We start from the raw sequence: 14,171 nt of genomic DNA on the forward strand, positions 1-14,171 counted from the left end.
CGACATCGACTACAACGCGAAAACCATGATGGTCGGCACCACGCATCTGCATCAGGGCGATTTTATCACCCTCGACGGCTCTCTTGGTGAAGTCTACGTCGGCAAACTGCCGCTTAAAAAGCCGGAACTGCCCGAAGCATATCAGACCCTCATGAGCTGGGCCGACCAGATGCGCACGATCAAGGTGCGCACCAATGCCGACACGCCCTATGACGCCCGCAAGGCCGTCGAACTCGGGGCCGAAGGTATCGGTTTGTGCCGCACCGAACATATGTTTTTCGACACCGAGGAACGCCGCCTGGCCATCCAGGAAATGATCGTCGCGGACACCCTGGAAGGAAGAGTCGCCGCCCTGAACAAGCTGCTCCCCTTTCAGAAAGAGGACTTCAAGGGGATATTCCAGGCCATGGATGGTTTCCCGGTGACCATCCGCCTCATCGACCCGCCGCTGCATGAGTTTGTCCCCCACACCGAGGAGAAGCAGAAAAAACTGGCTCAAGATATCGGCGTTTCCTACGAAAAAATACGCTACCGGGTCGAGCAGCTCCATGAAGCCAACCCCATGCTCGGGCACCGCGGCTGCCGTCTGACCATTACCTATCCCGAGATCCTGGACATGCAGGTGCGGGCCATCATCGAAGCCGCCTGCGAATGCACCGCCGCCGGGACCAAGGTCCATCCAGAGATCATGATCCCGCTGACCATCGACAAGAAGGAGCTGCAGATACTCGAAACCCGCACCCGCCAGGTCGCGGACGGGATCATCAAGGAGAAAGCGGCCAAGCTGAAATACCTGGTCGGCACCATGATCGAAGTGCCCCGGGCCGCGTTGCTTGCCGACCAGATCGCCGAAGTGGCCGAGTTTTTCTCGTTCGGCACCAATGACCTGACCCAAATGACCATGGGCATCTCCCGCGACGACGCCGGCAAATTCCTGCCCGAGTACGTGGACGAAAAGAAAGCCGGCATCTTCAGCGACGATCCTTTCCAGTCGCTCGACCAGGTTGGCGTAGGCATGCTGGTCAAAATGGCCATCGAGAAGGGCCGGAAAAGCAAGCCTGATCTCAAGATCGGCATTTGCGGCGAGCACGGCGGCGACCCGAAACCGGTGGAGTTCTGCTGCCGGGTCGGCATGAACTACGTCTCCTGCTCGCCCTTCCGCGTGCCCATCGCCCGCTTGGCGGCGGCTCAGGCCGAGATCAAGAGAATGACGCAACCCGCCCGACCCGCGACCCCCAGAGTGAAAAAGACGGTAAAAAAGGCCAAACCCGTTCGCAAAGCCAGGACGATGAAGAAGGTTGCCGCGCCCAAGCGGAAAGCCGCTCCCGCCAAAGGCAGGAAAACAACGGTAAAAAAGGCGTCCGCTAAGAAGAAAACCGTTCGCAGCAAAAAATAAGAAATAATTGTAGGGGCACGGCGCGCCGTGCCCCTACACATTTTTGCCAGATCATACCTTGACATTTTTTTCACCTTTGCCTACAATCGATTTTTAAAATAAAAACGAACGGTGACCAAACCATGAAAACACTGGAAATCACCAACCTAAAAAAAACCTTTCGCTCCAACTTCCTGATAAAGAAATATCCCGTTCTCAAGGGCATCGACCTCAGCGTGGAGCAGGGTGAAATCTACGGTTTCCTCGGGCCCAACGGGGCCGGCAAGACGACCACCATCAAGTGCATCCTGGGACTGCTCTTCCCCGACGAGGGCGAAATCCTGATCAACAGCCTCCCGGGCAACACGCTCGCCGCCCGCAGCCAGATCGGCTTCTTGCCCGAGAACCCCTATTTTTACGATTACCTCAATGCCAGCGAACTGATGCATTTCTCGGCCTCGCTGTTCGGCATCCCGAAAGCCTTCGCCAAGGAGAGGATAAGCACGCTCATCGAGCAGGTGGGGCTGGCCGGCCGCGAGGACCTGAAACTGCGCAAATTCTCCAAGGGCATGCTGCAAAGGCTGGGCATGGCCCAGGCCCTGATCCAGGATCCCGTCTTCCTGATCCTTGATGAACCGTTCTCCGGTCTCGATCCCATCGGCCGCAAGGAATTTCGCGACTTGATCCTCTCCCTGAAAGAACAGGGAAAGACCATCTTTTTTTCCAGCCATATCCTGCAGGACATGGAGATGATGGTCGACCGGGTCGGCATCATCATCAACGGCCGCATCAGCCGCCAGGGCCGGCTTTCGGAGATGATCTCCAGCAGCACCCGCTGCTACGAGATCGTCTGCGCGCGCATCAGCGAAAGGCAGCTGGCCCAGATCCCGGTCCATTTCGTCAGCCGCGACAACCAGTACATCATCACACTGGAAAACGAGGCCGACATCAACCAGGTAGTCGAATCCATCATCCACAACAACGGCCAGGTCATCGCCGTCAATCCGGTCAAGAAGACCCTGGAAGACATTTTTCTGAACGAGATGAGGGAAGTCCAATGAAAATGAATATCAAGGGCCTGGTTTTGAACACCTTCAAGGAGTCGGCGCGCAACAAGATGTTCTACCTGCTGGTGTTTTTCGGCATCGCCTTCGCCTTGAGCTCCAAGCTGATCAGCTTTCTGACCCTGGGCGACACGATGAAAGTGCTGAAGGACACCGGCTTGGCGGCCATCAATTTCTTTTGCGTGCTCATCGCTATCTTCACCGGCATCAACCTGGTGTACAAGGAAATCGAAAAAAAGACCATCTTCAACATCCTGAGCAAGCCGGTGACGCGCGACCAGTTCATCATCGGAAAGTTCTTCGGGCTGGCCCTGACCCTGCTGGCGGCGCTGCTCGCCATGTCGGTCATCTTCTTTCTCCTGATCCTGCTGGTCGGCGGCGGTTTCGACTTTAAAATCCTGCTGTACTTCTTCATGCTGTATCTCGAGCTGCTGATCATCGTGGCCATTTCGCTACTGTTCTCCTCTTTCAGCACCCCGATCCTCTCCTTCATCTTCACTGTCTCGCTCTACCTGATCGGCCACGTCATGTGGACGTTCAACGAATTCAAGTCGCTGCTGCGTTCCGGGCTGTGGCTGAAATTCACCCAGGGGATCTACTACATCCTGCCCAACCTCGACAAGTTCAACATCAAGAACGACGTGGTCCTCAACCAACCCCTGCAACCCTGGACCATCGTTTTCACCATCCTCTACGCCCTGGTATACATCCTGGCCGTGCTCGCCCTGACCATCCTGATCTTCCGCAAGCGGGAATTTCAATGATCAAAAGCAGGCTGCTGGCGCTTATTCTCCTGAGCATGCTGTTGTTGGCGGCGCTCATGCAAAACCGTTACGACTCGACGATCCACTATCTGGGCGAGCGCAACGTGTTCGTGTCGTTGCCCTCGGGAAAAGCGCTGCGCGTTCTCTCGTTCGGCTACCAGAACCTGACCGCCGACCTGTTGTTCATCTGGTCGATCCAGTTCTATTCCACCACCTACCTCGTCAACCGCTTCGATTACCTGGAAAGGGTATATGACACCATCACCGATATCACTCCGCCCTACAAGGAGCCCTACATCATCGGCGCGCTGATCATGGCCTTCGAGGCCAAGGACATCCCCATGGCCCTGCGGTTGCTTGACAAGGGCTCGCGCAACCTCCCCGATGAATGGTTCTTCGATCATGAGGCCGGCTATTACTGCTACAAGTACCTGAAGGATATCCCCAAGGCCGAAGCCTATTACAGCCGGGCCGCAAAAAAGCCCAACGCCCCTTCCTTTCTAAAGCGCATGAAGGCCCACATGGTTTATCTGCAAGACGACCCGAAAGTGGCTTACCAGATGTGGATCGACATCTATGACCACGCCCGCGACCGCCTCGAAAGGGACGCCGCCTTCAACCATTTGTACCAGATCAAGGCCGAGATCGACCTGCCGCCTCTCCAGGAAAAAATCACCCGTTTCCGCGACCGCTATCGGCGTTTCCCGGCCGGCATGGACGAACTGGTGAGCCGCGGTTTTTCCACGGAAATCCCACGCGATTTTTCGGACAACGATTACCGCTACGACCCCATCCTGGGAACGGTCAAAGCCCAGCGGGTATACAAATGGAAGCGGCGCTGACCATTATCTTCGGACTGATCATCGGCAGTTTCCTCAACGTGGTCGTCCACCGCCTGCCGTTGGGCGAAAACATCGTCTTTCCCCCGTCGCATTGCCCTTGCTGCCGGGCAAATATTCCTTTCTACCACAACATCCCGCTGCTCAGCTACCTGCTCCTGCATGGACGCTGCCATTCGTGCCGGGAACGCATCTCGCTGCGCTATCCGCTGATCGAGGGGTTTTGCGCCTTGAGTTTTTGGCTGACGCGGCAGTTTTACGGCCTGTCGCTGCACGCCGCATTCGCGGCTACCTTCATCTGCCTGCTGATCGCCCTGGCCGCCATCGATCTTGAGCATATGATCCTGCCCGACGAGCTCACCTTGGGCGGAGCCGCCCTATTTTTTATTTATTCCTTTTTCAATCCATACCTCGGCCAGCTGGAGGCGATCCTCAGCGGTCTCGGCGCGGCACTGCTTTTCAGCGGTTTTTTCCTTTTTTACCTCAAAGTGCGCAAGCTCGAGGGCCTGGGCTTCGGCGATGTCAAGATGGTCCTGCTGCTGGGACTGTTCCTCGGTCTGAACCGGCTGGTGGTGGCGCTTTTTCTGGCCTCGCTCTCGGGGCTGCTGGTGGGAATTTTTCTCATTCTCTGTAAAAAAAAGACCCTTAAATATGCCCTGCCTTTCGGTCCCTTCTTGAGCCTGGGCAGCTATATCGCCCTTTTCTGGGGGCCCGGCATCCTGGACTGGGTGGGATCGCTGTGGCGGCTGGCATGAAGAAAAGCTTTGTCGCTCTGATCGCCATCATCCAGGTTCTCGCCCTCTTCGTCTTCGTCAACATATATTCATTGGTCAAGAACCTTGAAAAAAGCGAGGTGGCCAACATCATCGCCGTCAGCGAGGCGCGGGCCGAACTGCATATCCTGAAAACGCAGAATCGGCAACCGGCCGTTGATCCGGCCGGTTTTTTCGACCAGATCATGCCCAGCAGCGGCGGTGAGGATTCGCAGCGGATCATCCAATCCGGGAATGACCAACAGCTGCTGCTCACCATGAAGCTCGACGCCAGGAGCGGCCTTCTGTTCAAGAAAACCATCCAATCTGCCCTGTTGCGGACTCTCCGCTCGCTGAAAAAGATCCTGGCCGGCCTGATTATTTTCCTGGGAGTTTTCATCATCGCCTGCGGCATTTACCTGGTATTTCAGCTGCGCGGAAAGGAATCGGCGAAACTGACCGACTCCATCTCCCCTTTCCAGGATTATCTGCTGGAGATAAAAAAATCGGAGCTGGAACTGAAGAGCCAGGTGGCGGCGCAGAGCGTTTCTTCCAGCAAAATCGAGGAGTTGAATAAAAGCATCATCAATACCATTCACCTGGCCGTAATCTTCACCGACGCGGCCGGGAAAGTCGAGCTGTTCAATCCCGCCGCCCAAAAATGTTTTTCCCGCAGCTTCGCCGCCGCGAAAAACAATCCCTTGAGCGACGTTTTACGCGATTATCCCGAACTCCCGGCCTTCATCAACCGCGCCGGCAAAAAGGATTCGGCCGAGATCGAAAGCAACGGACGGATTTTTTCGGTTGACGTGGTTCCGGTCGGCGAGTCCGGCTGCCTGGCCGTGATCCGCGATGTCAGCAAGGAGAGGAAGAGGGAAAAGATCCAGCGCCTGAACGCCAACCAGATGATGCTCGGCGAAATGGCCGCCGCGCTGGCCCACGAGATCCGCAATTCCCTGGGGGTCATCCTGGGCTACAGCAAAGCCATCCTGGCCGAACCTGAAAAAACGGGCAAGATCAACCGCGAAATCCATTTTTTGAGCGCCATGATGGAAAGTTTCCTGCAGTTTGCCAAGCCGGTGGAAAAGACCAAGCAGGTGAAGACAGCCCTGGGCCCAATCATTGCCGCCTGCGCGGCCGCCAACAGCCTGACCGCCGAGCTCCCGGAGCAAGACCTGCGGATCGAAAGCGACCCGCTGCTCCTGAACGTGATTTTTTCCAACCTGCTGCTCAATGCCAGCCAGGCCGGGGCCAAGCGCCTCAGGGTGGAATTCAGCCGAGACGAAAACGCAGCCATCACCATCCGCGACGACGGACCGGGAATTGCCGCAACGGTCAAGGACAAGATCTGGCTGCCGTTTTTCAGCACCCGCGACAAGGGAACCGGCATGGGCCTGGCCACGGTCAAAAAAATAGTCGGCACCCTGAACGGCGACATCCAGCTCATGAACCCTGGCAAATCCGGAGCCGAGTTCAGGATTGTGTTCTATAATTGACGAAATCGGTTCACGGCAGACGGTTGACGGTTTACGGGAAGAATAACAAAAAAAGAATCCCTATCTTTTTCTTTCCGTATACCGCAAACCGTACACCGTCTACCGATTTTTAAGGATCGCTTCGGCAATCGCAAGATCCTGCGGATACGTGATTTTGATATTTCCCGGGTCTCCTTCCACGGTCAGCACCGGGGCAAGCCGGTAGCGCAACACCAGCGAACAATCGTCGCCGGCCTCGCTGAAGCCTTCGCTTCTGGCCATTTCATGGGCTTGGCGGATGATCTTTGCCTTAAACCCCTGCGGCGTCTGGACCAGCCTGAGCTTGGCCCGGTCCAGGACGGCGCTGACCATGGCCTCTTCGTCGGTGCGGACGATGGTGTCCCCGGCAGGCAAAGCGGGCATGACCGCCATGGCGCCGGTCAATGCCTCCAGCACCCGACCGATGAGCGCGGGCCCTACCAGCGCCCGGGCAGCGTCATGAATAAGTATGTTTTCCGCAGCAGAAGGCGCCGCCATGATGCCGATATATGACGATTCCTGGCGGGTCTTGCCGCCGGCCAGGATCTCTTTCACCTTGGCCAAGCAGCCGGCGGCGACCGTTTCCCTTGCCAGCGGCAGCTGGGCGCCCGGGCAGACCAGGACGATGGCATCGATGCCCGGATGCCCCTGAAAATGTTCCAGGCATATCTCGAGCAGCGAGCGGCCGTTGATGATGCAAAATTGCTTCGGCAGCGCTTTCCCGAAACGCTCGCCCGAACCGCCGGCCAAGATCACTGCGATTGTGCTCATGAGTTCATTATAGACCAACCAGTTCCAGATTAAAAGAATGAACTTGGCGGACGGTACACGGTTTACGGTTTACGGTCCGAACCGTACCGAACTATTTTTTCGGGCAATTAGCCATTCTCTCCTCCCGTTCACCGTATACTGTCAACCGTCGACCGTAAACCAAATACCAGTACAAATCCTCAAGTTCACCCTGTATTTCCTGATGCAATTGCGGTATAATGGCTCAGGCAAACCCCTCATGAACAAATACAGGTTCCTTTTCACCGGCGGAGGCACCGGCGGCCATGTTTATCCCAATGTCGCCATTTACGAAGCCTTGAAAGAAAAATATCCGGACAGCGAATTCCTGTATGTCGGCAGCCGCAAAAGAAGTGAAGCCGGCATCATTCCGGCGCTGGCCCAGCCGATGAAATTCGTCACCGTTCCGACCCGGGGTTTGCCGCAAAACCTGAAAAGTTTCAAGAGCGTGATCGCCCTGGCCACCATCCTCCTGGGTGTTGTCAAGAGCTTTTTCATCCTGCGCAAATTCCGCGCCGACGTCGTCATCGGCAGCGGCGGCTACGTGGCCGCACCGGTGCTGCTGGCCGCCGCGCTTCTCAAGCAGAAGGTTTTTATCCACGAGCAGAATGCCGTCCCGGGGCGGTTGAACCTCTTCATCGCCCGCTTTGCCACCAAGATCGGCGTGGCCTTCCCCTCGACGGCCTACTTTTTCCCTTCCGACCGGGTCATCTGCAGCGGCTATCCCCTGCGCAAGGCCATCTTGTCGACCCCAGCGGAAAATACCCGCGCCAATTTGAACATCCCCGAAAAAAGCCGCGTCCTCTTCATATGCAGCGGCAGCATGGGCGCCCGGACCATCAACCGGGCCGCCGCCCGGATCATCCCGCGGCTGCTGGCCGACGACAACCTGTTCATCATCATGTCCACGGGCAAGGCCTACGGCAAGGAATACAAGGCCTACGACGATACGGTGAGGATCCTGGATCAGGAGGGCTGTCCGCCCGAAATAGCGGGCCGGCTGCTGGTGTGCGAGTATTTTGACAACATCGCCGAGATCTACGCCATTTCCGACCTGGTCGCTTCCCGGGCCGGAGCCGGCGCCATCAAGGAAATCACGGCCATGGGCTTGCCGGCCATCCTGATCCCCAAGATCAACCTTCCTGCGGATCACCAGATCCTGAACGCCCGCGAAGTGGAAAAAAGCGGCGGCGCCAGGATCCTCTATGAAGAAATCGACGGCCGGGGGAAAAATGGCGAAACCGTCCTGGCGCCGGACGCGTTATACAACCTCATCCAGGAATTGCTCAAGGGCGATGAGCCCCTGGCCGCCATGCGCAAGAACATCGGCCAGCAGGAGAAGCAGGACAGCACCGCCATCATCGTCGAGGCCATCGAAGCCATCAGCGGAGGAAAAAACCGCGAGTTGGAAAAGGAGCTGCGACTCTTCTACCTGCAATCGCTGGAAGATGAGCAAAATTTTGAGCTCGAATTCGACTCGACCACCATCGGCAACACGTTCTGGAGCGACATTCGCCTGGAAAACGTCTCCGGCGGCCGTTTCAGGTTCGAGATCACGTTTCTAAAATCCGATCAAAACGAGGCGATCATCCGCCGTCGCCGCGGGCGGCTCCGCCTCAATGAGCGGGACGTCGCCGGCTGGGCCGAGCTTCATGAGGACGACCGCATCGCCATCGACGGCCGGACTTTCATTTTTAAAAGCTTCCTGGAAAAAATCAAGACCGTCGACCGCCAGGCCGACAGGGCTGGCGCGGCTGCAACCACCGCTTCCCGGGGAAACGTACTGTCCAGCCTGGGCGGTTTCGCCCGCGCCGTGGTCAACGCCGCGATTTTCGGCGCCGGTAAAGCCGTGGATATTTTTTCCGCCGCCTGGGCCATCGCCGGTTTCCTGCGCCGGAGCGTTGGCGAGAACGCCTTGAAAAATATTTTCCTGCCGATCTTCCAGCGCCGCTTCCAGCGCGGTCCGCGCAAAAAAGCCTGGGAGGCCGCTTTGGTGATCGCCAATCTCACGCTGCTCTCCGCCCTGCTGCTCAGCGCGGCCGGGATGGTTTTCGCCGCCCCAATCGTCCGCTGGCTCCTCCCCGGCTTCCTGGCCAGGGGCATCAGCGCCGACGCCGTAACCATGACCCGCATCCTGTTTCCCTGCCTGTTCCTGGCCACCCTGGCGGTCATGCTGGCCACCACCCTGCAGGCATTCGGCAAATTCACGGTCGCCGAGTTCGCCACGGCCGTTTTTGCCCTGAGCTCGATAGCGGGAATGCTCCTGCTCCTGCAAGCCAACGGCCTGTTTGCCCTGGGCTACGGAATGATTGTCGGCGGCCTGCTGCAGATCCTCTTCCTGCTGTTTTTCGTGATGAAAACGCTCCGCCGGCCCGAGCTCGAGTTTACCTACCGGCCGCAGGTCAAATCCAGGAACGGTTCCACGCGCAAATATATTTCCCAGCTGCCGCGGCTGTGCAGCGATGCGTTTCTCGGCCGCAGCGCCGACCTGGTCGAGAAGTTCCTGGCCTCGTCTTTGGCCAGCGGCTCGTTGTCCTACCTGTATTTCGCCATGGAACTGTTCCGCCTCCCCTTGGTCCTCGTTTCGCAATCGGTCGACAAGGTCGTTTTCAAGGATTTTTCCGACCATACCGCCCTGTTCGAAAAAGACAAGACCAAGAAGCTTTTTATCGACGGCATCCGCATCAATCTTTTCCTGCTTGCCCCGGTGACCATCCTGGTCGTCTTCCTGGCAAAACCGCTGGTGGCGCTGCTGCTGGAAAGGTTCCACTTCAGCCCGCTGGCGACGGCCAACACCGCCCTGGCCCTGCAGTTTTATGCCATCGGCCTCGTCGGCTGGGGCATTCACTCCCTGACCGCCCGCATCTTTGCCGCGCGCCAGGACGGCCGGACTGCGACCCGGCTCAACTTTTTCATGCTGATCGTCCATGTCGCGTTGCTCGTCTTCCTGGTCAAGACGAGGCTTCGCTTCGCCGGCATTGCCCTGGCCGCATCGATCTCCTACCTTGTTTTTTCCTTAATCAGGGTCATCGTCCTGCGCCGCCAGTTGAACCGCGAGGGGATGCCGCTAAAGGGCGCTGAAATCATCGCCGCCGCGGTCAAGACGCTCAGCGCCTGCCTGCTGATGGTCATCGCCATCGTCGAAGCCAGATTCATCTTCAATCGCATCCATTTCAAATCGCCGGTGAGCGAAAACCTGATCCTGTGCATCTCTCTCGCCTTCATGGGCACGGCGATCTACTTCCTGGCATCGCTCCTCTTCAAGAACAGCGGCATCCTGGTCTTCAAGAAGAAGGGCAACGGCTCCGGCAACCGGGTGCCGGTCTCGCTCCTTTCGCCCTTCAAGTTCCTGGAAAGGGTCTCCGTAAATCCCGATTTTTTCAAGAACGAATACCGCTACAAAATAAACACCTACCTGGCCAATCCCGCCTGGGAGATCAAGAATGTCGGCATCAAGCTGATCGGGCTGTTCAAGGAAAAAGGCAAAGTCGCTTTTCTGGTCGACATGCTGTCCGCCAAAGGCGGAAACGGCTTCATGCGCCGCAACGCGCTGCAGGCATTGAAAGCGCTCAATGCCTGGAACCCCGAGATCAGGGAGCTGTTGCTGCGCTTGCTCAAGGACGGGTACTACGAAGTGCGGGTGGCGGCGCTGGATATCCTGGCGGAAAACATCAGCGCGGCCGAGTACGGGGATCTTAAACAAACGCTTTTCCGCAAGCTCGGCCGCGGCAAAATAGAGGAAAAAACGGCCGGCCTGCGCCTGATCGCCCGCAAGGGCGACGCCGGCGACCTGGCGCAGCTGAGCCCCCTGTACCTGAATAGCAATTCCCTGGTGCGCGAGGAATTGCTTGAGCTGCTCTACCTTTTCTACCGGCGCGGCCTGCTCAGCAACGCCGCCATCAAGGAGCACATCGAGCAGGTGCTGATCACCTCCAACCACCTGGCGCCGGAATTCAAGATCAAGTCCATCATCAATCGCATTTACCGGGAGATCGACCAACCATGATCGCTTGGCTCAGTGATTTCTTTTCCGACCAGACGGTGCACCGGCTGCTCAACTACGTTACCTTCAGGGCGCTGATGGCGGTGCTCACGTCGTTTTCCATCGGCATCCTGCTGGGGCGGCGGATCATCAACATCATCTACCAGCTGAATTTCCGCGACCGCGGTCGCGCCTACGGCGACATCTCGCCCAAGAACAAGGACGGGACGCCGACCATGGGCGGCCTGATCATCTTTTTCTCGCTGCTGATCTCGGTGCTGCTCTGGGGCAACTGGAAAAAAAATTCGCCGAATAACTTTTTCCTGGGCACGATCATTTTCACCGCCTTCTGGTTCACCGCGCTGGGTTTCTTCGACGATTACCTGAAGAATATCCGCGGCCACAGCGACCTGGGGCTGAACCGCAGCCTGAAGCTTTTCTTTCAGGCCCTGTTCGGCTTGATCCTGGCCCTGCTGGTCCTGCCCCACGCGTCATCGCCCTTCGCCCCGGAGATCGCCACCAAGCTGTTCATCCCATTTTTGAAAACACCCATCCTCGACCTGGGCATCTTCTACTACCCGTTCATCATCCTGACCATCATCGCCATCGCCAATGCCATCAACTTCGCCGACGGGCTGGACGGACTGGCCACGGTTCCCTCGGCCCTGGTGATCGCGGTGTACATCGTCTTCGCCTACATCATCGGAAACTTCAAGGTGGCCAAGTACCTCTGGTTCCCTTTCATCAACGGCGCGGGCGAGCTGGTGGTGGTGCTGGCGGCGCTGGTCGGCGCCCTGGCCGCGTTCCTGTGGTTCAACGCCTACCCGGCGGAGATCTTCATGGGCGATACCGGGTCGCTGTTGCTTGGCGGCGTCATCGGCACCTCGGCCGTGCTGCTCAAGCAGGAGCTGCTCTTCCTGATCGCCGGCGGCATTTTCGTCATCGAATTTTTGTCGGTTTTCATCCAGGACTACATCGGCATCAAACTGCTCAAGCGGCGCATCTTCTACCGCGCCCCCATCCACCACACCTACCAGTTCCTGGGCATCGCCGAGTCGAAGATCGTCATCCGCTTCTGGATCCTGGCGGTCATTTTCACCCTGATCAGCCTGATCAGCATCAAACTCCGTTAAGCTTATGGAGCCAGCACCATGCATCACCAACTTTGGGTCTGGATAGTCTTCAACCTCTTCATCTTCCTGCTGCTGGCGCTGGACCTGGGGGTATTCCAGAGGAAAGCCCATGCCGTCAAGCTCAAGGAGGCCCTGCTGCTCAGCGCCTTCTGGATCGGCATCTCCCTGATCTTCAACGTCTTCGTCTACTTCTGGCTCGGTTCCAAGCCGGCGCTGGAATTTTTGACCGGCTACCTGATCGAGAAGTCGCTGAGCGTGGACAACTTGTTCGTCTTCTACCTGCTGTTCAACTACTTCAAGGTGCCGGCAGCCAACCAGCACAAGGTCCTCTTCTGGGGCATCCTCGGGGCGCTCGTCCTGCGCTTCCTTTTCATATTCGCCGGCGTCACTCTCATCCACCGCTTCCACTGGACGATCTACCTGCTGGGCGTTTTCCTGATTATCTCGGGCATCAAGATGGCCTTCCAAAAAGACAGCGAAGTCCATCCCGAGCGCAACCCGGTCTTGCGCCTCTCGCGGCGGCTGATCCCGGTGACCAAGGACTACCACCGCGGTCAATTTTTTGTGCGCGGCGCCGGCCGTAGGCTGGCCACGCCGTTGTTCATCGTCCTGCTGGTGGTGGAAACCACCGACATCATGTTCGCCGTCGACTCCATCCCGGCCATCCTGGCCATCACCCTCGACACCTTTATCGTCTACGCTTCCAACGTGTTCGCCATCCTGGGCCTGCGCGCGCTCTACTTCGCGCTGGCCGGCGTGATCGAGCTGTTCCACTACCTCCACTACGGGTTGTCGCTGATCCTGGTTTTCGTCGGCGTCAAGATGCTCATCAGCGACCTCTACAAGATTCCGACGCCGATCGCCCTCGGGGCGGTGGGGCTGATCCTGACCCTTTCCATCGTCCTTTCCCTGCTGCTGCCGCCGAAGCCCAAGGAGCCGTGCGACGCGCAAAGTTCCAAGTGACGCGTAATGAGTGACGAGCAAAGATAAAAATAAAATCCAAATTCCAAGCACCAAATCACAAACAAGCACCAAATTCCAATAACCAAAATGAAGGCGCCAGGTGATTCCTAGGTCCAGAATTTGTAAGGGTTTGATTAATCAAACCCCTACCTGCCTTTGTTTTTTTCCTCATTTTGGACATGGGTATTTAGAAATTGGAATTTTATTTGGAATTTGTGATTTGTTATTTTGATCCCTATATCACTGGGCACTTGTCACTCATCACTTAGTCCAGGCATTCCGAATCACTTGATTTAAGGTCAATTCTGCGCTACAATCACCTCTCATGAAAAACCCATTCAAGCGCAAACCCAAAGTGAAAAAGGAACGCACCGTCTCGGTCGGCCGCGAGTACTTCGAACTGGTGGTCGAGACCCTGATCTACGTTTTTTTCGTCAATACCTTCCTGCTGCAATCGTTCGTCATCCCCACCGCATCCATGGAGAAAACCCTGCTCATCGGCGACCATCTGCTGGTCAACAAAGTCGCCTACTCGCGCTCCACCAGCAAGCTGGAAAACCTGCTGCTGCCCAAGATCACCATCCGGAGGGGGATGATCGTCACCTTCAAGGCCCCGCCCGACATGGACAAGGAATACGTCAAGAGGGTGATCGGCCTTCCCGGGGACAGGCTGCGCATCGTCAACAAGCAGGTGTACATCAACGGCCGCCCGTTGAGCGAGCCCTACGTCAGCTTCAAGAGCGTGGATTACGGCGCGGAATTTCCGCCCCGGAACTACTATGACTGGTACTTCCAGTTTCCCTACGAATTGCGCCAAACCGTCCAAAACGGCGACGGCAGCACCGACTATGTCGTCCCGGCCCGCCATTACTTCTGCATGGGCGACAACCGCGACAACTCCTTCGACTCGCGCTTCTGGGGCCCGGTGCCGTTCGACTACATCGTGGGCAAGCCCTGGCGCATCTACTGGTCCTACCAATCCAACTCCGACGAATA

Annotated in this window: 11 protein-coding genes; 10 read left to right on the forward strand and 1 reads right to left on the reverse strand. The window is 57.3% G+C overall.

What is annotated here, in order from left to right; all coding sequences use genetic code 11:
- The 6 genes from NTW95_07160 to NTW95_07185 all read left to right on the forward strand — a co-directional run.
- The coding region (locus NTW95_07160) for a pyruvate, phosphate dikinase (protein MCX6557190.1) at positions 1 to 1,396 on the forward strand (1,396 nt) is incomplete at its 5' end.
- Between the two features lie 122 nt (positions 1,397 to 1,518).
- Positions 1,519 to 2,436: an ABC transporter ATP-binding protein gene (locus tag NTW95_07165; protein ID MCX6557191.1), complete on the forward strand. Its 918-nt coding sequence runs from the start codon at positions 1,519 to 1,521 to the stop codon at positions 2,434 to 2,436.
- Positions 2,433 to 3,203 (forward strand): ABC transporter permease, encoded by a 771-nt coding sequence (locus NTW95_07170; protein MCX6557192.1) that lies wholly within the window; start codon positions 2,433 to 2,435, stop codon positions 3,201 to 3,203. Before NTW95_07165 ends, NTW95_07170 begins: the two co-directional genes overlap by 4 nt.
- Positions 3,200 to 4,045 carry a hypothetical protein gene (locus NTW95_07175; protein MCX6557193.1) on the forward strand — a complete coding sequence of 282 codons (846 nt, stop codon included), beginning with the start codon at positions 3,200 to 3,202 and terminating at the stop codon, positions 4,043 to 4,045. The genes NTW95_07170 and NTW95_07175 overlap by 4 nt, the downstream gene beginning before the upstream one ends.
- A complete protein-coding gene (locus NTW95_07180) occupies positions 4,030 to 4,797 on the forward strand; it encodes a prepilin peptidase (protein ID MCX6557194.1) in 768 nt (255 codons plus the stop codon). Before NTW95_07175 ends, NTW95_07180 begins: the two co-directional genes overlap by 16 nt.
- Positions 4,794 to 6,290, forward strand: a complete 1,497-nt coding sequence (locus tag NTW95_07185) for an ATP-binding protein (protein MCX6557195.1) — start codon at positions 4,794 to 4,796, stop codon at positions 6,288 to 6,290. The genes NTW95_07180 and NTW95_07185 overlap by 4 nt, the downstream gene beginning before the upstream one ends.
- A 99-nt stretch (positions 6,291 to 6,389) precedes the next feature.
- On the opposite strand, the gene ispD is transcribed toward NTW95_07185, so the two are convergent.
- Complete coding sequence (gene ispD, locus NTW95_07190) at positions 6,390 to 7,079, reverse strand: 2-C-methyl-D-erythritol 4-phosphate cytidylyltransferase (protein MCX6557196.1); 690 nt, start codon at positions 7,077 to 7,079, stop codon at positions 6,390 to 6,392.
- A gap of 238 nt (positions 7,080 to 7,317) precedes the next feature.
- Between ispD and murJ the strand changes: the two genes are divergently transcribed.
- The 4 genes from murJ to lepB form a co-directional block, all read left to right on the forward strand.
- Complete coding sequence (gene murJ, locus NTW95_07195) at positions 7,318 to 11,103, forward strand: murein biosynthesis integral membrane protein MurJ (protein MCX6557197.1); 3,786 nt, start codon at positions 7,318 to 7,320, stop codon at positions 11,101 to 11,103.
- On the forward strand, positions 11,100 to 12,212 hold the full coding sequence (mraY, locus tag NTW95_07200) for a phospho-N-acetylmuramoyl-pentapeptide-transferase (protein MCX6557198.1): 1,113 nt from the start codon (positions 11,100 to 11,102) through the stop codon (positions 12,210 to 12,212). Before murJ ends, mraY begins: the two co-directional genes overlap by 4 nt.
- An 18-nt stretch (positions 12,213 to 12,230) precedes the next feature.
- On the forward strand, positions 12,231 to 13,175 hold the full coding sequence (locus tag NTW95_07205; GenBank protein ID MCX6557199.1) for a TerC family protein: 945 nt from the start codon (positions 12,231 to 12,233) through the stop codon (positions 13,173 to 13,175).
- 325 nt (positions 13,176 to 13,500) lie between these two features.
- A partial coding sequence (gene lepB / locus NTW95_07210) for a signal peptidase I (GenBank protein ID MCX6557200.1) occupies positions 13,501 to 14,171 on the forward strand: 671 nt, incomplete at its 3' end.

It is taken from the genome of Candidatus Aminicenantes bacterium (genome assembly GCA_026393795.1).
Lineage (GTDB): Bacteria > Acidobacteriota > Aminicenantia > UBA2199 > UBA2199 > UBA2199.

Coding starts and splice junctions, on each gene's coding strand:
- ispD (MCX6557196.1), bottom strand. CDS start 7,079: ATGAGCACAATCGCAGTGATCTTGGCCGGCGGTTCGGGCGAGCGTTTC.
- NTW95_07175 (MCX6557193.1), top strand. CDS start 3,200: ATGATCAAAAGCAGGCTGCTGGCGCTTATTCTCCTGAGCATGCTGTTG.
- murJ (MCX6557197.1), top strand. CDS start 7,318: ATGAACAAATACAGGTTCCTTTTCACCGGCGGAGGCACCGGCGGCCAT.
- NTW95_07180 (MCX6557194.1), top strand. CDS start 4,030: ATGGAAGCGGCGCTGACCATTATCTTCGGACTGATCATCGGCAGTTTC.
- NTW95_07185 (MCX6557195.1), top strand. CDS start 4,794: ATGAAGAAAAGCTTTGTCGCTCTGATCGCCATCATCCAGGTTCTCGCC.
- mraY (MCX6557198.1), top strand. CDS start 11,100: ATGATCGCTTGGCTCAGTGATTTCTTTTCCGACCAGACGGTGCACCGG.
- NTW95_07170 (MCX6557192.1), top strand. CDS start 2,433: ATGAAAATGAATATCAAGGGCCTGGTTTTGAACACCTTCAAGGAGTCG.
- NTW95_07165 (MCX6557191.1), top strand. CDS start 1,519: ATGAAAACACTGGAAATCACCAACCTAAAAAAAACCTTTCGCTCCAAC.
- NTW95_07205 (MCX6557199.1), top strand. CDS start 12,231: ATGCATCACCAACTTTGGGTCTGGATAGTCTTCAACCTCTTCATCTTC.